This window comes from Streptomyces liliifuscus, assembly GCF_016598615.1.
GTDB lineage: Bacteria > Actinomycetota > Actinomycetes > Streptomycetales > Streptomycetaceae > Streptomyces > Streptomyces liliifuscus.
The window spans coordinates 2,054,700-2,077,676 of sequence record NZ_CP066831.1; the positions used below are offsets into that span (position 1 = coordinate 2,054,700).

At 70.6% G+C, this 22,977-nt stretch carries 17 protein-coding genes; 6 read left to right on the forward strand and 11 right to left on the reverse strand.

The features are described 5' to 3' along the window. Window positions 1-25 precede the first annotated feature (25 nt). A complete protein-coding gene (locus tag JEQ17_RS08815) occupies window positions 26-985 on the forward strand; it encodes an FAD-dependent oxidoreductase (RefSeq protein ID WP_200394703.1) in 960 nt (319 codons plus the stop codon). Between the two features lie 283 nt (window positions 986-1,268). On the opposite strand, the gene JEQ17_RS08820 is transcribed toward JEQ17_RS08815, so the two are convergent. The 3 genes from JEQ17_RS08820 to JEQ17_RS08830 all read right to left on the reverse strand — a co-directional run bounded on the left by JEQ17_RS08820 (window position 1,269) and on the right by JEQ17_RS08830 (window position 6,303). Further along, a complete protein-coding gene (locus tag JEQ17_RS08820; RefSeq protein WP_200394704.1) occupies window positions 1,269-2,975 on the reverse strand; it encodes a BCCT family transporter in 1,707 nt (568 codons plus the stop codon). Window positions 2,976-3,064: 89 nt separating this feature from the next. Next, window positions 3,065-4,342: a M14 family metallopeptidase gene (locus JEQ17_RS08825; RefSeq protein ID WP_200394705.1), complete on the reverse strand. Its 1,278-nt coding sequence runs from the start codon at window positions 4,340-4,342 to the stop codon at window positions 3,065-3,067. Continuing rightward, on the reverse strand, window positions 4,342-6,303 hold the full coding sequence (locus JEQ17_RS08830) for a Xaa-Pro dipeptidyl-peptidase (RefSeq protein ID WP_200394706.1): 1,962 nt from the start codon (window positions 6,301-6,303) through the stop codon (window positions 4,342-4,344). Before JEQ17_RS08830 ends, JEQ17_RS08825 begins: the two co-directional genes overlap by 1 nt. Before the next feature lie 217 nt (window positions 6,304-6,520). Here JEQ17_RS08830 and JEQ17_RS08835 point away from each other — a divergent pair, with 217 nt between their 5' ends. After that, on the forward strand, window positions 6,521-8,014 hold the full coding sequence (locus tag JEQ17_RS08835) for a M1 family metallopeptidase (protein ID WP_200394707.1): 1,494 nt from the start codon (window positions 6,521-6,523) through the stop codon (window positions 8,012-8,014). 125 nt (window positions 8,015-8,139) lie between these two features. Here JEQ17_RS08835 and JEQ17_RS08840 read toward each other — a convergent pair whose 3' ends face one another. Beyond that, window positions 8,140-8,619 carry a macro domain-containing protein gene (locus tag JEQ17_RS08840; protein ID WP_200394708.1) on the reverse strand — a complete coding sequence of 160 codons (480 nt, stop codon included), beginning with the start codon at window positions 8,617-8,619 and terminating at the stop codon, window positions 8,140-8,142. 145 nt (window positions 8,620-8,764) lie between these two features. Here JEQ17_RS08840 and JEQ17_RS08845 point away from each other — a divergent pair, with 145 nt between their 5' ends. Then, entirely contained in the window at window positions 8,765-9,472 is a 708-nt protein-coding gene (locus JEQ17_RS08845) for a MerR family transcriptional regulator (protein WP_200394709.1), read from the forward strand. Window positions 9,473-9,514: 42 nt separating this feature from the next. Here JEQ17_RS08845 and JEQ17_RS08850 read toward each other — a convergent pair whose 3' ends face one another. Continuing rightward, complete coding sequence (locus tag JEQ17_RS08850; RefSeq protein ID WP_200394710.1) at window positions 9,515-10,240, reverse strand: SDR family NAD(P)-dependent oxidoreductase; 726 nt, start codon at window positions 10,238-10,240, stop codon at window positions 9,515-9,517. A 228-nt stretch (window positions 10,241-10,468) separates the two neighbouring features. Between JEQ17_RS08850 and JEQ17_RS08855 the strand changes: the two genes are divergently transcribed. From JEQ17_RS08855 to JEQ17_RS08865, 3 genes are all read left to right on the forward strand, one after another. Then, window positions 10,469-11,527: an ABC transporter permease gene (locus tag JEQ17_RS08855; protein ID WP_200394711.1), complete on the forward strand. Its 1,059-nt coding sequence runs from the start codon at window positions 10,469-10,471 to the stop codon at window positions 11,525-11,527. 90 nt (window positions 11,528-11,617) lie between these two features. Continuing rightward, window positions 11,618-12,688 carry a sugar ABC transporter substrate-binding protein gene (locus tag JEQ17_RS08860; protein WP_200394712.1) on the forward strand — a complete coding sequence of 357 codons (1,071 nt, stop codon included), beginning with the start codon at window positions 11,618-11,620 and terminating at the stop codon, window positions 12,686-12,688. 1 nt (window position 12,689) lies between these two features. Next, entirely contained in the window at window positions 12,690-14,174 is a 1,485-nt protein-coding gene (locus JEQ17_RS08865; protein WP_200394713.1) for a sugar ABC transporter ATP-binding protein, read from the forward strand. Between the two features lie 37 nt (window positions 14,175-14,211). On the opposite strand, the gene JEQ17_RS08870 is transcribed toward JEQ17_RS08865, so the two are convergent. From JEQ17_RS08870 to JEQ17_RS08895, 6 genes are all read right to left on the reverse strand, one after another. Continuing rightward, a complete protein-coding gene (locus JEQ17_RS08870) occupies window positions 14,212-14,964 on the reverse strand; it encodes an IclR family transcriptional regulator (protein ID WP_200394714.1) in 753 nt (250 codons plus the stop codon). 168 nt (window positions 14,965-15,132) lie between these two features. Beyond that, complete coding sequence (locus tag JEQ17_RS08875; RefSeq protein ID WP_200394715.1) at window positions 15,133-16,758, reverse strand: thiamine pyrophosphate-binding protein; 1,626 nt, start codon at window positions 16,756-16,758, stop codon at window positions 15,133-15,135. Between the two features lie 363 nt (window positions 16,759-17,121). After that, window positions 17,122-19,308 (reverse strand): 3-hydroxyacyl-CoA dehydrogenase NAD-binding domain-containing protein, encoded by a 2,187-nt coding sequence (locus tag JEQ17_RS08880; RefSeq protein WP_200394716.1) that lies wholly within the window; start codon window positions 19,306-19,308, stop codon window positions 17,122-17,124. 51 nt (window positions 19,309-19,359) lie between these two features. Next, window positions 19,360-20,574 (reverse strand): acetyl-CoA C-acetyltransferase, encoded by a 1,215-nt coding sequence (locus JEQ17_RS08885; protein WP_200394717.1) that lies wholly within the window; start codon window positions 20,572-20,574, stop codon window positions 19,360-19,362. A 40-nt stretch (window positions 20,575-20,614) separates the two neighbouring features. Next, the gene (locus JEQ17_RS08890; protein ID WP_200394718.1) at window positions 20,615-21,757 is read right to left on the reverse strand and encodes an acyl-CoA dehydrogenase family protein; all 1,143 of its coding nucleotides are present in this window, start codon (window positions 21,755-21,757) and stop codon (window positions 20,615-20,617) included. Next, entirely contained in the window at window positions 21,754-22,965 is a 1,212-nt protein-coding gene (locus JEQ17_RS08895) for a CaiB/BaiF CoA transferase family protein (protein WP_200394719.1), read from the reverse strand. Before JEQ17_RS08895 ends, JEQ17_RS08890 begins: the two co-directional genes overlap by 4 nt. Window positions 22,966-22,977 lie beyond the last annotated feature (12 nt).

The window sequence follows — 22,977 nt, forward strand, 5'->3', positions numbered from 1 at the left end:
TGACACATTCCGCTACCGTCCCCGCGTGACGAGGGATCGAAGCGGTGACGTGATCGTGGTCGGCAGCGGGGTCATAGGACTCACGACGGCCGTCGTTCTGGCCGAGAGCGGCAGGCGGGTGCGGATCTGGACACGGGAGCCCGCCGAGGGAACCACCTCGGCGGTTGCGGGCGCGCTGTGGTGGCCGTACAGCGTCGAACCGCTGGAACTCGCCCGCGCGTGGGCCCTGGAGTCACTTTCCGTGTACGAGGAGTTGGCGGCGCGGCCCCAGGAGACGGGCGTACGCATGGTCGAGGGCGTACTGGGTGGGTCGCGGCTGGACGAGCAGGGGCCGTGGGCCGCGGCTCGGCTGCCGGGGCTTCGGGCGTCCACGCCCGAGGAGTACGCGGGTACCGGGCTGTGGGCCCGGCTGCCGTTGATCGACATGCCTGTGCAGTTGCGGTGGCTGCGCGAGCGGTTCCTGCGGGCGGGCGGGACGGTCGAGGTGCGGGCCGTGGCTGATCTCGCCGAGGCGGAGGCGGCGGCACCGGTGGTCGTCAACTGCACGGGGTTGGGCGCCCGGGAGCTCGTACCGGATCCCGCGGTTCGGCCCGTGCGGGGGCAGCTCGTGATTGTGGAGAACCCCGGTGTGCGCAACTGGCTCGTCTCGACGGATGCCGGCGCCGGGACGACCACCTATCTCTTTCCGCAGCCTGACCGGTTGGTCCTGGGTGGGACGACCGACGAGGACGAGTGGTCGCTCACGCCTGATCCGGCGGTGGCCGCGCGGATCGTGGAGCAGTGTGCGCGGTTTTGGCCCGCGGTGGCGCGGGTGCGGGTGTTGGAGCATCGGGTCGGGTTGCGGCCGGTGCGGTCGGCGGTGCGGTTGGAGCGGGAAGTCCGGAGTGGGGGTGGGGTGTTGGTGCATAACTATGGGCATGGTGGGGCGGGGGTGACTGTGGCTTGGGGGTGTGCGCGGGTGGCTGCGGGGCTCGCCTTCGGCTGAGCGCCGTGCGGGGTGCCCTTCGCAGGGCACCCCGCCGGGAGGGTCGTATGTCGACTGCGGGTTCGCCGTGGCTGGTCGCGCAGTTCCCCGCGCCCCTAAAAGCCGAAGCCTGGCCCTCGCCCCCGCCTTCGCCACCGCGCTAGCCGAGCCTCAGCACACAGCCGCGCTCGCCGAGCCGCAGCCCGCAGCCCGCAGCCCGCAGCCCGCAGCCCGCAGCCCGCAGCCCGCAGCCAAGCTTGCCCCGATCCAGCCCAATCTGGTCCAATCCAGCCCAAGCTGGGACTCAGCCGTGGTCGTGGCCCAGTGGGTCGCCCTCCGTTTCTGTGCCTGCGCCCGGGCCGACCCTGATCTCGAATTCGCCGTCGTACTTCTTGTGGCCCTCGATCACGGCGAGTTGGACGGCCTCGGAGCCCATTTCGCGGCGGACGATGACCGGGTCCCTGCGCAGGTCGCGCATGAGGGAGATGCACATGCCGATCATCACGAGGACGAAGGGTGCGGCGGCCAGGATCGTGAGGTTCTGCAGGCCTTGGAGCGCGTTGCCCTCGGTGCCGACGAGCAGCATGATGGCGGCGACTGCTCCCGTGACCACGCCCCAGAACACCACGACGAAGCGGCCGGGTTCGAGGGCGCCCTTCTGGGAGAGCGTGCCCATCACGATGGACGCGGCGTCGGCGCCCGAGACGAAGAAGATGCCGACGAGGATCATCACGAGCAGGCTGGTCGCGGTCGCGATGGGGAACTCCTGAAGGACGCCGAAGAGCTGGCCCTCGGGGGTCGACTCGCCACCGAGCGCGCCGCCCTCCTTCAGCTTCATCGCCGTACCGCCGAAGATCGCGAACCACACGAGACTGACGGTGCTGGGCACGAGGATGACGCCGCCGACGAACTGCCGGATGGTGCGGCCGCGGCTGATGCGCGCGATGAACATGCCGACGAAGGGCGTCCAGGAGATCCACCACGCCCAGTAGAAGACGGTCCAGCTGCCGAGCCAGTCCGCGACGCCCTCGCCGGTGCTGGCCTCGGTGCGGCCGGCCAGCTGCGGCAGGTCACCGAGGTAGGAGAAGACCGAGGTGGGCAGCAGGTCGAGGACGATGACCGTCGGGCCCGCGATGAACACGAAGACCGCGAGCACCAGGGCGAGCACCATGTTGATGTTGGACAGCCACTGGATGCCCTTCTCGATGCCCGAGATGGCCGAGGCGACGAACGCGACCGTCAGGACGGCGATGATCACGACGAGCAGACCGTCGCTCACCTTGTCCAACCAGTCCAGCTCGGTGAATCCGGAGCCGATCTGGAGGGCGCCGAGGCCCAGTGAGGCCGCGGAGCCGAAGACGGTGGCGATGATCGCGAGGATGTCGATGGCCCGCCCGACGCCGCCGTTCGCGTGCTTCTCCCCGATGAGCGGGGTGAAGACCGCGCTGATCGTCTGGCGGCGGCGCTTGCGGAAGGTGCTGTAGGCGATGGCGAGGCCGACCACCGCGTAGATCGCCCAGGGGTGCAGCGTCCAGTGGAAGAGGGTGGTGGCCATCGCCGTCTGCATGCGTTCCGCGGAGTCCGCGGGGTCGGTTCCCGGTGGCGGGGTCGTGTAGTGGGAGAGCGGCTCGCTCACGCCGTAGAACATCAGGCCGATGCCCATACCGGCGCTGAACATCATCGCGACCCAGGACACGGTCTTGAACTCGGGCTCCTCGCCCTCCGCGCCGAGGTGGATCCTGCCGTACCGGCTGATCGCGAGCCACAGTGCGAAGACCACAAAACCCGAGGCGGCCAGCATGAAGGCCCAGCCGCCGTTGTGCATCAGGCCGCTGAGCATCTTGTCGGAGGCGCTCTTCAGGGAGTCGGTGCCGGCCGATCCCCAGATCACGAAGGCCACGGTGATGGCGGCGGTGACGCCGAACACCACCCAGTCGGTGTGCTGACCGGGGCCGCCGGGAATGTCCGATGGACCTTCCCGGCCTCCCCTCTTGTACAGGTCTTCAGTCATCTGCGGCACCTTCCCCTGGAAAACCGTGGGTAAGCCATTTCCTCGCTATGCCCTACGACCTACCACAGGTGCTACAGATCTCACCCGCCTCAGCAGTCGGTGTCGGGCTCCCCGACCGTGAGGCGGTACGGAGCGCGCTCGTCGAGGAGCAGCGGTACGAGAGCGCGCAGGGACTGGCGCAGCGGGACGAAGGCGCCTTCGGCGTCCTGCCGCGCACTGACCCCGTGCAGGGCGAGTTCGTCCTTTACGTCCGCGTATTGGTCGGCCGTCAGCCGGTAGGCGCAGGGCGGGTCCGCGATGATCTCGGACGGCTCGGCCGGGTCGTTGTCGGCGCCCCCGACGTAGACCGGGCCTGTGTCCCGGTAGCCGGCCAGCCGGGCCGCCGTCGTGGCCGCCTCGATGCGGGTGCGCCGTTCGCCCGTGAACTCGAACAGCCCGTCCAGCGCTGCCAGTTGGGAGTGGACGCGGCGCCGGTTGTTGAGTGCCTCGTCGGCCTTCTCGGCGTCCGTGAGGGGGTCGACTCGGCTCTCGATGAGCAGCCCGACGCCGTGTTTGACGCCGGACATGTTCCGCAGGATGCGCTCCTGTCCGTCGCCCGCGACCTGCCGGATCGGGTCGCCGGTCACGGGGTCGGTCCAGATCCCGTACGTGCCGGTCGAGTACCCCTCCTCCTGGGCAGCGGGGCGTACGTACGCCTCCGACAGGGTCTGCCCCTCGTCGTGCACGGCCGCGTCGGTGTTGAGGTTGCGCGGCCAGAGGTCGAAGAGGTCCTTGTCGTAGTACGGGGGTGTGGCCCCGTACTCGTGCAGGTCGTAGATCACGTCGGGCTTGCGGTCGCGGACGAGGGCGGCCATGGCGCGGCCCTCGGCCGTCTGGAGCGCGAGGTGGTCGCGGTTGATGTCGACGCCGTCGCTGTTGCCGCGGGTGTCGGCGGCCCGGCCGTCCGGGTTGGCGGTGGGCACGACGAGCAGCGTGGTGCGGTCGAGGAACTTCCGCGTGGCGGAGTCCTTCGCGTACGCGAGGTCACGGACCGTCGTGAGGCAGGCCTCGCGCCCGGACGGTTCGTCGCCGTGCTGGCTGCACACCAACAGGACGGTGTTGGCCGCGTGGCTGTTGCCGATGCGTACGAGCCGGAGCGGGCGATCCTGTTTCGTCGTGCCGATCCGGCTGATGGACACCCGGCTGCTCGACTTGTCGACGGCGGCGAGGAAGTCCCCCTCCTCGGGCGGGGTGGTCCAGCGTGCGCCGTCGGTCTCCTCGAATCCGGTACGGGGCGGGGTCTGGGCGGCTTGGGCGGGCACCGTCAGGAGGGGTGCGGTGAGCACCGCCACCGTCAGGGCGAGTATTCCTGTGCGGCGGGATGTCATCAGTGGGTGCCTCCGGGTACGCGCTGCGTGGCACGCGGCTCGCCGATGCCGTCGAGGGTGGCGTCGGGGGTGACGTACGAGGATCCCGAGGTGGCGCGTGCGAAGGCGGCGGCGCCTCCGACGAGCGGGACACTGGCCTTCGTGCGCGCGAGGTCGAGGGCGAGGGTCGGAGTGCTGGACGGCGGGTCGATGAGGCCCTCGTCGGTGCCGGCGACGATCAGCGCGAGGCGGTGTCCGGCCGGGACGACGTGGTCGCTGGCGTGCAGGTCGAGGGTGATGGTGTAGCGCTTGCCCGGGGTGAGCGGTTCGCCCTTGTCGTCCGAGCGGTGGTTGCCGAGGTCGGCCCAACCGCGGCTGAACACCGTGTAGTCGACGTCCGCGGTCTTGGCCTGCGTCTCCTTGAAGCAGGAGCTGTCGCCTGTGGTGCTCGGGCCCCAGCAGGTGCGGCCGGTGAGCGTGGTGATGCCCTCGCCGGAGGCGGAGTAGTCGCGGATCGTGTCCGGGCCGAGGTCGACCAGGACCGCGGAGAGATGAGCGCTCGACGTGGTCGGGGTGGCGGTGACGGTCACCTTGGAGGAGCCGGACAGGCGGACGTCACGGGTGAGCGGCTTGGTGGTGAAGCCGGCCTTGGCGGTCGTGGACTGGTCGATCTGGGCGGCCCAGTCCGTCTCGTCCTGCTGCGGGTCGTCGGTGAAGGTCTCCGTGCCCGATCCGGTACGCAGTCCGAGGGTGCCGACGCCAGCCTGCGCTCCCTTGCCCGGGCGCAGGCTCACGGTGTCGGTGGCACGCGGGGGCCAGACGTTCGAGGTGACCCACTGGTCGGGGGCGCGCTCGATGTCGGCCATCGGCTCGTCGTCGATGCCGTTGTCGTAGCCGAGGAGTTCATGGTCGAACCAGCGGTGCAGGGTGTCGGCCCATTCGGCGCGGCGGAAGTCGAAGGGGTCGACGTGACCGGTCTGGGACAACCAGATCTTGCGGTCGACACCGTTCTCGGCGAGGCCGTCCCACCACTGGCCGAAGTGCTTGGGGCGGACGTTGAGGTCCTGCATGCCGTGGATGACGAAGACGCTGGCGTCGACCTTGCGGACGTCCTTCACGTAGTCGCGCTCGGTCCACAGCTTGGTCCAGTCACCGGTGCGCGGGGCGCCGTCGACGAGTTTCTGCTGGACGGCGGCGCACCTGGCGCGGGCGTCGGGGCTCTCGACGTAGTCGGACAGCCACTCGGGGCCGGAGTCGTAGAGGGGGGCGCCCTTGGCGAAGTAGTAGTCGTACCAGGAGGAGATGGCGGCGATGGGGACGATCGTCTCCAGGCCCTCGACCCCGGTGGCGGCGACGCCGTTGGCGATGGTGCCGTCGTAGCTCTTGCCGATCATGCCGGTCCTGCCGTTGGTCCAGCCGGCCTTGGCCTTCGTGGTCCCCGTGCGGGAGGTGTAGCCCTTGGCCCGGCCGTTCAGCCAGTCGACGACGGCCTTCGCGGACTGGACGTCGGAGCGGCCGCCGACGTCCACGCAGCCGTCGGAGCGGTTGGTCCCGGCCAGGTCGACGGCGACGAAGGCGTAGCCGCGCGGCACGAAGTAGTTGTCGTAGTAGAGCGGCATCTGCACGACGTTGCCGTTGGCGTCGTACGTCTTGCGCTGGCTCTCGTTGCCGCGCCCGCAGCAGGAGTAGTACGGGCTGGCATCCATGATCACGGGTACCTTGCGGCCCTGCTGTGCGGGTTCCCGCGGGCGGACTATGTCGACGGCGACGCGGTCGGTCTTCCCGTCGCCGTCACCGTCCAGTTGGGTGTCCACCCAGACGGATTCGCGGATCGCGTTGTCGTAGGAGTAGACGGGGGCGCTCTCCCGCGGGGCGCTGTGGGCGGCGACCGGGGTGAGGAGCGTGGCCATCAGGGCGGCTGTGGCCGCCGTCGCGAGCGATCTCCAGTTGGTGAAGCGCTTGTAGCGCGCAGGTGTCCGCATGCGCGGAAGGTACTCCGGTCAACTCCTGTGCAAAAGAGGGCCGATTGGGGTGTGCGGAGGTTCGGCCGGTGGTGTGGCTTGAAAGGTGCGTGGGACGGGGTCGCTCATGTCGGCCGAATGGCGATCGTGTGACAGGAGCGGTCATGGACACCGATGGGTCCACAGCGAATGAATAGGCTCCGAACAGACTTCGTGCCCCTACGACTTGGAGCTTGACGTGCACCGCAGACTCATCGCCCCGGGCGCACTCGCTGCCTCCCTGCTGCTGGCGATCCCGGCATCGGCGGCCGACTACTCCCCCGGAGCGCCGGGCATCGGCGATCCCTACTACCCGGCTTACGGCAACGGCGGATACGACGTCTCCCACTACGACCTCCGGCTCCAATACCAGCCGGAGACGGACAAGTTGGAGGGAACCGCGACCCTCCTGGCGAGGACCACGCAGGATCTCTCGCGCTTCAATCTGGACTTCCTGCTCGATGTGAGCGAGGTGCGGGTCAACGGCACGAAGGCCGCGTTCACCACCTCGGGCGAGCACGAGCTGGAGATCACGCCGAAGAACCCGCTGCCCAAGGGCACGGCCGTCACGGTCGTGGTGCGCTACAGCGGGGTGCCTTCCTCGAAGAAGGCGTACGGGTTCACCAGTTGGCACCGCACTCCGGACGGCGGGGTCGGGGCGAACGAGCCCGAGGCGGCCTGGTGGTGGTTCCCCAGCAACGACCATCCGCTGGACAAGGCCACGTACGACGTGTCGGTCGCCGTGCCCGACGGTTCGCAGGCGATCTCCAACGGCACGCTCCAGTCGGTGAGTTCACGGGCCGGCTGGACGCGCTACAGCTGGCGGTCGAACAAGCCGCAGGCCACGTATCTGGCCACGTTGGCGGTCGGGAAGTTCGACCTCACGACCGGGACGTCGGAGAGCGGCATCCCGATCGTCAACGCCTACAGCAAGGATCTGGGCGACAACTACGGGGCGGCGCGCGCGAGCATCGAGCGGACCGGGGAGGTCGCGGACTGGCTGTCCGAGTATTTCGGGCCTTATCCGTTCAATGCTTTGGGTGGTTATGTCCCCAATACCAACACCGGGTACGCGTTGGAGACGCAGACCCGGCCGTTCTACAGCCCGCGGCAGTTCGCGAGCGGGACGAACGTGTCCGTGGTCGTGCACGAGCTGGCCCACCAGTGGTACGGCGACTACGTGTCCGTCACCGGATGGAAGGACATCTGGATCAACGAGGGCTTCGCCCGGTACGCGCAGTGGCTCTGGTCGGAGCACGAGGGCGAGGGGACGGCGCAGGAGATCGCGGACTACGTGTACGCGTCGCGGGCCGCCGACGATCCGTTCTGGACCGTCGAGCCCGGGGATCCCGGGCCGGAGAACCAGTTCCACATCGCCGTGTACGACCGCGGGGCGCTGGCCTTGCAGGCGCTGCGCAACGAGATCGGGGACGAGGTGTTCTTCGCCATTCTGAAGGGCTGGCCGAAGAAGTACGCGAACGGGAACGCGACGGTCGGTGACTTCGTGAAGTACGCGGAGGAGGTGTCGGGGCAGCCGCTCGCGTCGCTGTTCGACACGTGGCTGTACCAGGCGTCGAAGCCGGAGGCGCCGGCGGCGCGGGCTGCTTCTATCGCGCCTCGGGCTCAGGGGGAGCTGGTGCGGCCGAAGTCGTGGAAGAAGATCGCGGCGACGAACTCGGTTCACGAGCGGTAGCACTCCGTGGGGGGGCGGGTAGGGGTGCGGGTGCGTTGATGTAGGTGGCCTGGTGCGGGTTGTGTTGGGCTGGTCGCGCAGTTCCCCGCGCCCCTTTCGGGGCCCGGCCTCGTTGGCGGGCTCGCTCAGTCGCCGTGGTCGTACACCGTCACCTTGATGCCCTTTGCTATGAGGCGCTCGGTTATCAGTGGCTCCACTCGTGACCACTTGCCGCCCGCCAGTCCGCAGCCGATGCGGGGCATGTGGACGGAGGCGCCGAGTTCTAGGGCCTTGTCCGCCAGCGGGGCGAGGGCCGTGTCGATCGCCTCGTACCGGACGGGGACGCCCTTGCTGCCGGTCTTCGTGCCCCGCTGGCCGATCATGTTGGCCACCCATACATATCGGTCGACCTTGACGAACTGGGTCGCGCCCAGGGCGAAGTCGTTGCCCGCGCGCTCGCGGTGCCAGCGGCGGTAGGCGGCCTCCGGCTCCGGCCAGCGGTTCGACAGGGCGAGGACGAAGCCCTTGCCCCAGCCCCCGACGTCGTTGCAGACATGGGCGATCAGCTTGACGCCCTTGCCCAGTGGGGTGGTGGCGTCGCCCCGGACGTATGTGATCTCCGACATGACGCCAACCGTACGGACCGCCACTGACAATCGGTCTCGGCGTCGAGGGCCGCCGGTCGGCCGTGGGAGCTTTCACAACTCAGGTGAGACAGCAATACTGTTGCACCGCACCCGTGTGGCAGATGTGGTAGTCGAAGGAGCGGTCATGGCGACGGACGTCGAGGAGCCGACGCTCACGGTCGATGAGCTGGCCGCGCGGGCGGGGGTCACGGTGCGGACCGTGCGGTTCTACGGCACGAAGGGGCTGTTGCCGCCGCCCGTGATCGGGCCTCGCCGGGTGGGGCACTACAGCCAGGAGCATCTGTCCCGGCTCGCACTCATCGAGGAATTGCAGCACCAGGGGATGACGCTGGCCGCGATCGAGCGCTATCTGCAGCAGCTGCCGGAGGGGCTCAGCGCCCATGACCTGGCCATCCACCGGGCCGTGGTGGCCTCCTGGGCGCCGGACTCGGCGGAGGAGATGAACCGCGCGGAGCTGGAGCGCCGGGCGGGGCGGCCACTGAGCGCGGAGGACCTGGACCGGCTCGTCGCGATGAGCGTCGTCAGGGAGGCGGCCGCCCCGGGCAGCTACCGCGTGGACCTCGGACTGCTGCGGCTCGGTGTCCAGCTGCTCGACGTACCGATCGCGCACGAGACGATCCTCGCCGCGCGCACGGTCCTGCTGAAGCACACACGAGCCGCTGCCCACGAACTGTCCCTGCTGTTCCGGGACGAGGTGTCCGAGCGTGAGTCCGTCGAGGCCGTGAAGGACCTGTCCGCGCACATGCAACCGCTCGTGGTGCAGGCACTGTTGACGACCTTTCAGCGGTCCTTGAAGGAAGAGCTGCGGGAGTGGCTCACCGAGGAGTCCTGAGTCACCGGCCGCTGCCGACACCCACGCATACGCCTCCGGCCCTCACAAGTACGCCGATCCGCCTGCCACGTTGAGCGTCTGGCCCGTCAGGAAACCGCTGCCCTCGTCGACGACGTACAGCAGTGTGGAGACGAGGTCGGACGGCTCCTGCGTTCTGGGGACGGCCTGTTGGGCGCGGACGTGCTCGAAGCCGCCCCCGGCACCGACCGTGCGCTCGGCGGTCGCGGTGCGGACCATGCTCGGCGCGATCGCGTTGACCGTGATGTCGTACGGGCCGAGCGCCGAGGCGAGCGCCCGGGTGAAGCCGATCAGGCCTGCCTTAGAGGCGGTGTACGCCACCATCGTGGGCGGTGCGGTGAGGACGGCGGCGGAGGCGATGTTCACGATGCGCCCCCAGCCCGCCGCCTTCAGGTACGGCAGGACGGCCCGGGTCATCAGGAACGGCGCCTCCAGGTTGACGCGCATGACACGCCGCCACTCCTCGGGCGTGGTGTCCTCGAAGGGCGACTCCGGGTACACGCCCGCGTTGTTGACCAGGACGTGCAACGTGCCGAACTGTTCCAGCACCCGCTCAAGAGCCGCGTCGACCTGCGCCTCGTCGGTGACGTCGGCGATCAACTCCACGTAGTCCAGGACGCGTTCGGCCGTCCGGGTCTGCGGGACGAGGTCGATCCCGGCGACTCGATAGCCTCGTCCGGCGAGCGCGACGGCGAACTCCTGCCCGAGGCCCTGTGCCGCTCCGGTCACCAGCGCGGTCCGCGTCTCCATGCCGGTGAGTGTGATGACCCGTCAGGCGGCGGGCAAGGGGGCGTTTCCGGTCTTCGGAACGCGGTGGCCGGGTTCGGCGGGGGCTCCCTGCGACCTGTGGCTCCCCGAGTCGGCCCGACCACCACCGACCCCTGTTCCATTCGCTGGAACGGCCGTGTTGCCGCCCGCGCCCGGCGGCCCGACGCTGCGGGGCAACCCCCAGCCGCCAGCGTTCGGGAGCCGTGCCCGATGACCGAGACCGACCGTGCCGTGGACGACGCCGAGCGCGCCCGCGAACAGGGCGGCGGCCGGTGGTTCAGGCCGTCGCCCGGTCGGCTCCTGGCGGGCCGTCTCGGGAACCGGCGGCGGCTGCTGCCCGACGAACTCGGCGTCCTGGTCGTACTCGCCCTGCTCGTCGCCGGCATCGGCATCCCCTACCCGGACTTCCTCGACAGCGACAACCTGCTCTCCACGGCGCACAACTCCGTCTACATCTCGCTGATGGCGTGCGGCATGGTCTTCGCGCTCGCCATGCGCGAGGTCGACCTGTCGGTGGGCGGCAGCTACGCGATGTGCCTGGTCGTCGGGGCCCTGCTCATACGGGAGGGCGTCGCGCCCTGGCTGGCGGTGCCGGCGGTGCTGCTCACCGGGATCGCGCTCGGGGTCTTCAACGCACTGGTCACGACGCTGCTCGCCCTGCCGTCGTTCATCGTCACCCTAGGCACGCTGATGCTGTTCCGGGGCGTCGGACTGGCGCTCGCCGACGGAAAGCAGATCACCGATCTGCCGCTGGACGACTCGTTCTTCACGCTCGCGGGCGGTGACGCGGCCGGAGTGCCCTTCGCGCTCTGGGTGTTGCTCGCGGTCGTGGTCGCTCTCGCGGTGCTGCTCGCCCGCACCCGGTTCGGGGCTCGGGTGCGGGCGATCGGGTCCAATCCCGACGCCGCCGCGTTCAGCGGTATCCCCGTCGTCCGTACGCGTGTTCAGGCCCTCGCGCTGTCCGGTCTCACCACGGCGTGCGCGGCGGTCCTCGCCCTCGCGTACTACGGCGCCGGCGATCCCACGCTCGGCCAGGGCTACGAGCTGCAGGCCATCGCCGCGTGCATCATCGGCGGCACTCCGCTCGCGGGCGGCCGCGGCTCAGTGGTCGGGGCGGTGGCCGGCGCGATGATCCTGTCCGTCGTCGCCTCCGGGCTCGTGTTCTTCGAAGTACCCATCAACTGGACGTCGTTCGCGACCGGCGGGGTGATCCTCGTCGCGGTCGCGGCGGACAGCGCGCTGCGGCGCGGCGGGCGCAGCCGACATTGAAGTCCCTTTGTCCGGAGCCTGGTTCGGATTGGCCAGGGCCCTGTTCGGAGCCTGGTTCGGAGTTTGTTCAGAGCCGCCTTGGAGGCCGTCATGCACTCCCGATTGCGTACGCTGTCCGCCGCGCTCGGCGCGCTGGTCCTCCTCTCCGCCACCGGCTGCGGCGATGACGACGGCCCCGGCGGCTCGGGCGGCGGCAAGCTCGACATGGGCATCGCGGTGGCCAACATCAGCCTGAACTTCGCCCACGAGATGGTGCTGGGCGCCGAGAGCGCCGCGGACCACGCGGGCGACGTGAACTTCAAGGCCGTCGGGCCGCCCAACACTGACGGGCCCGCCGAGGTGCAGCTCTTCCAGAACCTCACGGCCCGCGCCAAGGACGGCATCGTCCTGGAGAACCTCGATCCGCCGATCTTCACCCGGCCCGCCGCGCGCGCCGTCGACCAGGGCATCCCGATCGTGGCCCTGGACACCTCCCCCACCGACGGCAGCAAGGTGACCTTCTACGTGGGCAACGACAACTACGCGCTGGGCGAGTTGATGGCCAAGGAGGCGCTGAAGCGGCTCGGCGACGACCCGAAGGGGGAGATCGTCGTCGGGGTGCCCAACCCCGGGACGCCGGTGCTCGACAACCGGGCCAAGGGCATCGCCGACACGTTCAGGAAGGAGGCCCCGGGCGTGAAGGTGCTCGGCCCCTTCCAGACGTACAGCGATCCGGGGCAGAACCACAGCTCCTGGTCGTCGCAGGTCGGCGCGCACCCCAAGGCCCTCGCCTTCCTGGGGGTCGGTGACGCCGACAGCTACAACCTCGCGAAGATCAAGAAGGAGAAGAACGGCAAGTGGCTGACGGCGGGCTTCGACGTCGACCCGAAGACCCTGGACGCGGTCGAGGACGGCTCGAACTTCGTCACCATCGACCCGCAGCACTTCCTCAAGGGCTACCTCTCGACGGCGATGCTCATCGAGTCGGTGCGCGACAACGACGGCAAGCTGCCCGACGGCTGGTTCCTCTCCCCCGGCGGGGTCGTCGACTCCTCCAACATCGACGAGATCATCACGCGGCAGAAGTCCGCGAAGGCGGCCTACGACTGGTACAAGCCCGTGATCGACAAGCTGCTCGGTGACCAGAAGGCGCAGCTCAAGCCGTTGAAGGACGCGCGCTGAGATGACGTACGGCGACATGCTGGCCGCGCAGGGCCTGGTCAAGTCGTACGGCGGGGTCAGGGCCCTGGACGGAGCGGACATCCGGCTTCGGGGCGGCGAGGTCCATGCGCTGGTCGGCGAGAACGGGGCGGGCAAGTCGACGCTCGTGCGGATCCTGTCGGGCACACTGCGGCCGGACGAGGGGACGCTGAGGCTCGCGCCGGAGGCACGGTCGGGTGGAATCGCCGTCGTCTCCCAGGAGTTGAGCCTCTTCCCTGATCTCTCGGTACGGGAGAACCTCTTCCCCTACCGTCCGCCGCGGCGCTTCGGTTTGCTCGACCGGAGTGCGATGGACCGGGCCGCGCGCCCCGTGCTGGCCGAGTTGGGACTCGACGTCGAGCCCGGTGCGCTCCTCGGTGAACTCCCGCTCGCCGACCAGCAGTTGACGGAGATCGCGCGGGCGCTGCTGCGTCGGCCGCGTGTGCTCGTGCTCGACGAGCCGACGTCCGCGCTCCCGGCCGCCGCGGTGGACCGTCTCGAACGGGTCCTGCGGACGCTCACCGGGCGGGGCATCGCGATCCTGTACGTCACCCACTTCCTGGAGGAGGTGATGCGCCTCGCGCAGCGCGTGACGGTGCTGCGCGACGGACGGGTCACCCTGGCCGGCGTACGGCGGGAGGACGTAGGCATGCCGGATCTCGTGACGGCGATGCTCGGCGGGACACCGCAACAGCCGGTACGGCGGACGCGTGCCGTGACCGACGGGCCGCCGCCGGTCGTGCTCTCCGGGGTGTGCGTCCCGGGGCGTCTCGCGGACGTGACCTTCACCGTGCGCGCGGGAGAGGTGGTGGGCGTGGCCGGACTCCAAGGGGCGGGCCATCTCGACGCGTTGGCGGTGGTGTGCGGGCGTACGGCCGTCTCTGTGGGCCGGGTCGACATCGGTGGCCGGGGGCTGCCACGGTCCCTGCGGGACGCGGTACGGGCGGGCGTCGCCTTCGTGCCGAGCGACCGCAAACGGTACGGGCTGATGACCGACCGCACGGTGTGGGAGAACACCACGGCGGTGAGCTGGCTGGCGCTGGGGCGCGGCGGTTTCATGCCCTCACGGGCCGAACTGGTCCGCCGTACTGGTGACTTGACGGAGCGTCTGCGTCTGCGCGGCGACCCTCACGATGTCGTGGCGCGGCTGTCCGGCGGCAACCAGCAGAAGGTCGTCTTCGCGAAGTGGCTGGCCACCGAACCCCGCATCGTCGTCCTGGACGACCCCACGCGTGGCGTCGACGTCGGCGTACGGTCCGAAATGCACCGCATCGTGGGCGAGTTGGCGGCGGGCGGCGCCGCCGTGCTCATCTCCTCGACCGACCTCGCCGAACTGACCGAGGTCTGCGACCGGGTGCTGGTCTTCGTACGGGGCCGGACCGTGGAGGAGTTGAGCGGCGCCCGACTGACCGAGCACCAACTGGCGGTGTCGATGCAGGCGGGAGGGAGGACCGGGACCGGGCGGTGACCGGACCGGTCCCGGGGCGCCCCGCCCCGGGGACCGCCTACGCCGACAGCGCCCGCGTCAACGCACGCGCCGCCGCGCACACCCGCGCGCCGACGCGTTCCATGTCGAGGCGTCGGGTCCCGCCCGTCACGGAGATGGCGGCGACCGGGCGGCGTTCGTGGGCGTAGACCGGGGCCGCGACGGCGGAGATGCCGATCTCCGCCTCCTCCAGGTTGACGCCGAAGCCTCGGGCGCGGGTCCGTGCGAGGTCGCGGGCCAGCTGGCCGGGCAGGACGAGCGTGCGCGGGGTGAGCCTGGGCAGGGAGACGCACGGCGGCCGGGGGTCGTGCGCCAGGAAGACCTTCCCCGTGGCGGTGCAGTGGGCGGGCAGGCGGCCGCCCGTGCGCGAGACGATCGGTGTGGCGCGGCGGCCGGTGAGCTTCGCCAGGAAGAGGGTGTCGGGGCCGTCGGGCACGGCCAGGTGCACGTTCTCGCCGGTCGCCTCGTACAGATCGCCGAGGAACGGCAGGGCGATGTCCCGCAGTTCGCGAGCGGACGGCGCCGACTGGCCGAGTACGAAGAGGGCGAGGCCGATGCGGTAGCGGCCGTCGGTTCCGCGCTCCACGAGCCCCAGCCGGACCAGTTCACCCAGCAGCCGGTGCGCGGTCGGCTTCGGCAGCCCCGTGCGCAGCGCGAGTTCGGCCAGACTCTGCGCTCCCTCGGCCTCACCGCAGGCCCGCAGCAGCGCCGCCCCGCGCGCGAGTACCGACTTCGGCACCTGAGGGACCCGAGGCACCTGACCGTCCGTCATGGACCGATGGTCGGGCCCCGGCACGCGGGTGACAAGGTGCGGGTCCCTGTGAGTCCCCGGTCGCCGGGGAACTCGTACGCGGGGCGAGGAAGTTCGTACGTCGTCCAATGGCGGTCACGTCGCCCCGCCCGCCCTCTACCGCCGAAGCGCCACACCACCGGGCCTCCCCTACCGAAGCGGCACGTCGACCAGCATCGGACCCGCCAACTCCCCAGCTCTGCCCACCAGTTCACGCAAGTGATCCGCACTCTCCGCGCGCACGGCGTCGATCCCGAAGAACCGGGCCGCCTGTGTGAAGTCGAGTCGCCCCAACTCGGTGCCGGGGCAGGGGCCGTTGCCGCCCATCGCCTCGTAGGTGTTCTGGAGCGTGCGGTACGCGCCGTTGCTCATCACCACGAACAGCACCGGAGCCGCGTACCGGGCCGCGCTCCACAGGCCCTGGAGCCCGAAGAGCGCGCAGCCGTCGCCGAGCACCGCGACGACGGGCCGCCCCGGCTCGGCGAGGGCACGGCCGACCGCGGCGCCGATGCCCCAACCGAGCCCGCCGCCGACGGTGTGCGTGTAGCTGCCGGGCCGGTCGAGGTGTACGAGCCGGCGCAGCAACAGGCCCACGGTGATGGCCTCTTCGACGACCGCGGCACCCGGCGGCAGCCCGCGGGCGACGGCGTGGGCGGCGGCCCAGGGGGCGAGGGGCGCGGGTGAGTACGCGGCCCGCGCGGCGGCTTCCGCGCGCTCCCGTTCGACCGTGTGCCGGTCACAGGCACGCAGCACCCGGATCTTCGCCGTGCGCTCGGAAACCCGCTCGCGCAGCAACTCCGCGAGCCGGTCCAGGGAGGGACGGAGTGCGCCCACGACCCCGTGGTCGGCCGGGAAGTTGCGGCCGATCTCGTCCGGGTCGGAGTCGAGCTGTACGACGGTGATGCCGGGCGGCAGGGCGGGGCCGGGGCTGTAGTGGTGCGGTGTGAACGCGTGCGCTCCGGCGATCAGCACGGTGTCGTACGGGGCGAGCGCGGTGCGGATGGCGTCGTGGCGTGGTGGCAGCATCCCGGCGTACAGGGGGTGGGTGGTCGGGAAGTCGAGGTGGTCCGCCATGGGTTGGTGGTGCACGGGTGCGCCGCATGTCTCGGCGGTCCTGACGAGCGCGGCCATCGCGTCCTCGCGGCCCACCCCGTCCCCGGCGACGATCACGGGCCGGGCGGCGGCGCCGAGCAGGACGGCGGCCCGGTCGAGGCCGCCGGCGGGGGTGGGCCTGAGCGGCGGCGTGCGGGCCGGGACGTCGACCTCCGTGTCCTCGGCCAGCAGGTCCATGGGTACGGACAGAAACACGGGTCCTGCGGGCGGCCGTACGGCGAGTGCGAAGGCGCGGCGCAGGGCGAGCGGGAGGTCGCGGGCGTGCTGGATGTCGTAGGTCGCCTTCACGGCGGGCGCGGCGAGGGCGACGAGGTCCCCGGAGAGCATGGGGTCCTGTTGGAGGTGGCGGCGGTCCTGCTGGCCGGCCATGACGACCAGTGGGGTGCGCGAGCGGCGGGCGTTGAGCAGGCCGATGAGTCCGTTGGCGAGGCCCGCGGCGATGTGGAGGCTGACGAAGGCGGGCCGGCCGGTGGCTCGGGCGTATCCGTCTGCCATGGAGACGACCGCGCCCTCGTGGACGCCGAGGACGTACTCGGGTGCCTCTTCGTTGTCCACCAGGGCTGCCAGGAAAGGCAGTTCGGTGGTGCCGGGGTTGCCGAAGACGCGGTCCACGCCCTCGCCGCGCAGGATGTCCAGGAGGGCGGGGGCGGGGTGGCGGCCCATCGTTGGCTCCTCGCGGGGACGGGGAACTGGGTTCGTCGGTCAGCGTCGGGGCCGTGGGGGCGGGGGGCAAGGGGAGCGTGTCGCTCAGCGGTACGGCTGGCTGAGGCGGGGTTTTTCTCGCCCCCGCCGCCCCTACCCTCCCCCACTCTCGGCTTCGCTCGAGCGGGGGGACCCCCATCGTCCCTGACTCAGGGGCTCCGCCCCCGAACCCCCAAAAGACCAAAACACTGCGCAGTTCCCCGCGCCCCTAGGTCTTTAGGGGCGCGGGGAACTGCGCGATCAGCCCCCACCGGCCCGCACCCGAAATCACACCCCACGGGGTCTGGGGCGGAGCCCCAGGGGATGGGAACCGGCGTCTAACGCTCACGCGTCCGTGAACCGCTCCCCCTTCTCCGCCTTCTCCACCAGCAGCGCCGGCGGCGCGAACCGCTCCCCGTACCGCTCGGCGAGCTCACGCGAGCGAGCCACGAAGCCCGGCAGCCCGCCCTCGTACCCGTTGATGTACTGCAGAACGCCCCCCGTCCAGCCGGGGAAGCCGATCCCGAAGATCGAGCCGATGTTGGCGTCGGCGACGGACGTCAGGACGCCCTCCTCCAGGAGCCGGACGGTGTCGAGCGCCTCGGAGAAGAGCATCCGTTCCTGCATGTCCTGGAACGGAATCCCGGCTCCCGCGCGCGTGAAGTGCTCGCGCAGCCCGGGCCACAGTCCGGCGCGCCTGCCGTCCTCCCCGTACTCGTAGAAGCCCGCGCCGCCGCTGCGCCCGGGGCGGCCGAACTCGTCGACCATGCGGTCGATGACCTCGTCGGCGGGGTGCGCCGTCCAGGTGCCGCCCGCCTCCTCGACGGCCCGCTTGGACTCGGCGCGGATCTTGCGCGGCAGGGTGAGGGTGAGCTCGTCCATCAGGGAGAGGACCTTGGCGGGGTAGCCGGCCTGGGCGGCGGCCTGTTCGATGGAGGCGGGCTCGATGCCCTCGCCGACCATCGCCACGCCCTCGTTGATGAAGTGCCCGATGACGCGGGAGGTGAAGAAGCCCCGCGAGTCGTTGACGACGATCGGGGTCTTCCTGATCTGCCGTACGAGGTCGAAGGCGCGGGCGAGTGCCTCGTCGCCGGTGCGCTCGCCCTTGATGATCTCGACGAGCGGCATCTTGTCGACGGGCGAGAAGAAGTGCAGTCCGACGAAGTCGACCTGTCGCTCGACGCCTTCCGCGAGCGCGGTGATCGGCAGGGTCGAGGTGTTGGAGCAGAGCAGCGCGTCCGGTTCGACGATGTGCTGGATCTCCTGGAACACCTTGTGCTTGAGCGCGGAGTCCTCGAAGACGGCCTCGATGACGGCGTCGCAGCCCGCCACGTCCTGAGGGTCGGCGGTCGGCGTGATGCGGGCGAGCAGCGCGTCCGCCTTCTCCTGGGTCGTACGGCCCCGGGAGACTGCCTTGGCGCAGAGCTTCTCGGAGTAGCCCTTGCCCTTCGCCGCCGCCTCGGCGGACACGTCCTTGAGGACGACGTCGATGCCCGCGCGGGCGCAGGAGTACGCGATGCCCGCGCCCATCATCCCGGCGCCCAGGACGGCGACCCTGCGGACCGGGCGCGGCTCGATGCCCTTGGGCCGGTTGGCGCCCGAGTTGACGGCCTGGAGGTCGAAGAAGAAGGCCTGGATCATGTTCTTGGAGGTCTGGCCCGCGGCCAGCTCCACGAAGTAACGCGCCTCGATGACCTGCGCGGTCTCGAAGTCGACCTGCGAACCCTCGACGGCCGCCGCGAGGATGTTGCGCGGCGCCGGGTAGGGCGCGCCGTTCGTCTGCTTGCGCAGGTTGGCCGGGAAGGCGGGCAGGTTGGCCGCGAACTTCGGGTTGGACGGGGTGCCGCCCGGGATGCGGTAGCCGGGCTTGTCCCAGGGCTGGCTCGACTCGGGGTTGGCGTCGATGAAGGCGCGGGCCTTGGCGAGCATCTCCTCGCGGGTGGCGGCCACTTCGTGGACGAGGCCGTTCTCCAGGGCGCGCTGCGGGCTGTACTGGGTGCCCTGGAGGAGCACCTTGAGGAGCGCGTCGGCGATGCCCAGGAGGCGTACGGTCCTGACGACGCCGCCGCCCCCGGGCAGCAGGCCGAGTGTGACCTCGGGGCAGCCGATCTTGGAGCCGGGCGCGTCGAGGGCGACGCGGTGGTGGCAGGCCAGCGCGATCTCGAAGCCGCCGCCCAGGGCCGCTCCGTTCATGGCGGCGACGACGGGCTTGCCGAGCGTCTCGATGCGGCGGAGTTGGCTCTTGATGGCGAGGCCGCCGTCGAGGAGTTGCTGGGCGGTCTCGGGGGTGACCCGGATGAGGTCGCGCAGGTCACCGCCCGCGAAGAAGGTCTTCTTGGCGGAGGTGAAGACGATGCCGCGGATGGCGTCGGGATCGGCCTGGACCGCCGCCTCCAGACGGTCGGTGATCACGGCGAGCGAGTCGCGGAACGCCTGGTTCATGGTGTTCGCGGACTGGTCGGGATCGTCGAGGACCAGGGTGACGATGCCGGTCTCGTCCTGTTCCCAGCGGATGGTGGTGCTCTCGGTCATGAGGGGGTTCTCCGTAGAAGTCCGTTGGAAGTCCGTTGATCCGCTGGGAGGTCAGACGCGCTCGACGATCGTGGCGATGCCCATGCCGCCGCCCACGCACAGGGTGGCGAGGCCGAACCGCTTGTCCTGGCGCTCCAGTTCGTCGACGAGCGTGCCGAGGATCATCGCGCCGGTGGCGCCGAGCGGGTGACCGAGGGCGATCGCGCCGCCGTTGACGTTGACCTTGTCCAGGGACAGGCCCATGTCCTTCACGAAGCGCAGGACGACCGCGGCGAAGGCCTCGTTGATCTCGACGAGGTCGATGTCGTCGATGGTCAGCCCGGCCTTGGCGAGCGCCTTGCGCGTGGCGGGCGCGGGCCCGGTCAGCATGATGGTCGGCTCGGAGCCGGAGACCGCCGCGGAGACGATCCTCGCGCGCGGGGTGATCCCGTACCGCTCGCCGACCTCCTTCGAGCCGACGGCGACCAGCGAGGCGCCGTCCACGATGCCGGAGGAGTTGCCCGCGTGGTGGACGTGGTCGATCTTCTCCACCCAGTGGTACTTCTGCAGCGCCACGGCGTCGAAGCCGCCCAGGTCACCGATGTCCGCGAACGACGCCTTGAGCTTGGCCAGCGAGTCGGCGGTCGTTCCGGGGCGCAGGTGCTCGTCGTGGTCGAGGACGACGAGTCCGTTGCGGTCCTTCACGGGGACGACGGACCTCTCGAACCGGCCGTCCTTCCAGGCCGCGGCGGCGCGCTCCTGGGACAGCGCCGCGTACTCGTCGACGTCCCGGCGCGAGAAACCCTCGATGGTGGCGATGAGGTCGGCACCGATGCCCTGCGGTACGAAGTTGGTGGCGATGTTGGTCATCGGGTCGGCGAACCAGGCGCCGCCGTCGGAGGCCATCGGCACCCGGGACATCGACTCGACGCCGCCCGCGAGGACGAGGTCCTCCCAGCCCGAACGGACCTTCATCGCGGCGAGGTTGACGGCTTCCAGGCCCGACGCACAGAAGCGGTTCTCCTGGACTCCGGCCACCGTGTCGGGCAGTCCGGCGGCGATGGCGGAGATCCGGGCGATGTCGGAGCCCTGGTCGCCGACGGGTCCGACGACACCGAGCACGATGTCGTCGATGGCGGCGGGGTCGAGTCCCGGGAAGCGGGCCCGGATCTCGTGGATGAGCCCGACGACCAGGTCGACGGGCTTGGTGCCGTGCAGGGCGCCGTTCGCCTTGCCGCGGCCGCGCGGGGTGCGGATCGCGTCGTACACGTACGCTTCGGTGGTCACGCGTGAGCCTTTCAAGGAGAGCCCGCAAGGGCCGGGAGGGTCAGCCGAGCAGCGAGCGGCCGATGATCTCCTTCATGATCTCGGTCGTCCCGCCGTAGATGGTCTGGATGCGGCCGTCGGTGAAGGCCCTGGCCACGCGGTACTCCGTCATGTAGCCGTAGCCTCCGTGCAGTTGGAGACAGCGGTCCGCGACGCGCTTCTGCAGTTCGGTGGCCCACCACTTGGCCATCGAGGCGTGCACCGCGTCGAGTTCGCCGTTCGCGTGGTCCTCTGTGCAACGGTCGACGAACGTCCTGGTGACGGCGCACTCGGTGGCCATCTCGGCTATCTCGAAGCGGATGTGCTGGAGCCGGGACAGCGGCCGCCCGAAGGCCTCGCGCTCCTTGACGTACTCCGTGGTGATCTCCAGCAGGTACTCGGCGGCGGCGATCCCGGCGACGGCGATGTTCAGCCGCTCCTGAGCGAGGTTCGTCATCAGGTGCACGAAGGCGCCGTCGAGCTCGCCGAGGAGGTTCTCCTTGGGGACGCGTACGTCGTGGAAGAACAACTCGGCGGTGTCCTGGGCCTTCTGCCCGATCTTGTCGAGGTTGCGGCCGCGCTCGAAGCCGTCCATGCCGCGCTCGACGACGAGCAGCGAGAGGCCCTTCGCGCCTCCCTCGGGGGTCGTCTTCGCGACGACGATCACCAGGTCGGCCAGGATTCCGTTCGAGATGAAGGTCTTGGAGCCGTTGAGCAGCCAGTGGTCGCCCTTGTCCTCGGCGCGCGTCTTGATGCCCTGAAGGTCCGATCCGGCGCCGGGCTCGGTCATGGCGATGGCGGTGATCAGTGAGCCGTCGCAGAAGCCCGGCAGCCAGCGGCGCTTCTGTTCCTCGGTGGCGAGGCCCGTCAGATAGGGCCCGATGATGTCGTTGTGCAGCCCGAGCGCGAGCCCGGCGGCCCCCGCGCGCGTGAACTCCTCGGCGAGTACGGCGCTGTAGCGGAAGTCGGCGTTGCCCCCGCCCCCGTACTCCTCCGGGACGGCGAGGCCGAGCAGCCCCTGTCTTCCGGCGGCCAGCCAGGCGTCCCGCGAGACGATGCCGTCCTTCTCCCACTGCTCGTAGTGCGGCAGCACCTCCTTGGCGAGGAAGGTCCGGACGGTCTCGCGGAACGCGTCGTGCTCGGGCGCGAAGATCTGCCGCTTCATTGGGTGCTGTCCTTCGGTTCGCGGTTGCTCTTCGGTTCGCCGTCGCCCACCAACTCGGCGCTGCCCTCCGGCTCGGGGCTGCCCTTCAGGAGGTCCGGTACGTCCCAGTCGCGGGCCACGTCCGCGGTGTCGGCGCCCGGCAGCGCGGGCCCGCCCCGGACTGCGGTGGGGGTGGCGGAGAAGCGGGGCGCGGGCGCGGGCTGGGTGATGCCGCCGTGATCGGTGAAGGTGCCGCGGGCGGCGAGATGCGGATGGTGCGGGGCCTCGCGCAGCGACAGCACCGGCGCCACACAAGCGTCGGAGCCCTCGAAGACCGCGGTCCACTCGTCCCTCGTACGGGTCCTGAAGCGGGCCGCGACCGCCTCGCGGAGGTCGCCCCAGCGGGACACGTCCTTGCGCGCCGAGGCGTACTCCCCCAGGCCGAGCAGCCGCACGAACTCCTCGTAGAACTGCCCCTCCAGCGCGCCCACCGCCATGTACCGGCCGTCGGCCGTCTCGTACGTCCCGTAGTACGGGCAGCCGCCGTCGAGGAGGTTGGCGCCCCGCCGGTCCTGCCAGCCGCCGGCGGCCAGCATGCCGTGGATCATCGAGGCGAGGTGGGTCGTGCCGTCCACGATCGCCGCGTCCACGACCTGTCCGGCGCCGGTCGCGCGGGCGTGGTGGAGGGCGGCGAGGACGCCGACGACGAGGTAGAGCGAGCCGCCCGCGTAGTCCCCGACGAGGTTCGCGGGGACGGCCGGGGGCTCGCCGGGAGCGCCGATCATGCCGAGGGTGCCGGTGAGCGCGATGTACGCGATGTCGTGGCCCGCGAGCGGGGCGAGCGGGCCCTCCTGGCCCCAGCCGGTCATCCGTCCGTAGACGAGCTTCGGATTGCGGGCGTGGCAGGCCTCGGGGCCGACTCCGAGGCGCTCGGCGACGCCCGGACGGAAGCCCTCGATGAGGATGTCGGCGCGGTCGGCCAGGTCGAGGACGCGGTCCGCGCCGTCGGGTGCCTTCAGATCGACGATCACCGAGCGCTTGTTGCGGTTGGTGATGTCGTAGTCGGGGTTGATCGCGAGTCCCACGCCGTTCGGTCTGTCCACGCGGACGACGTCCGCGCCCAGGTCGGCCAGGAGCATGGCGGCGAACGGGCCGGGCCCGATGCCCGCCAGCTCGACCACGCGCACCCCGGCGAGCGGGCCGTGCACTGCCGTTCCTGCCGCTGCCATCAAGCCCCCAGC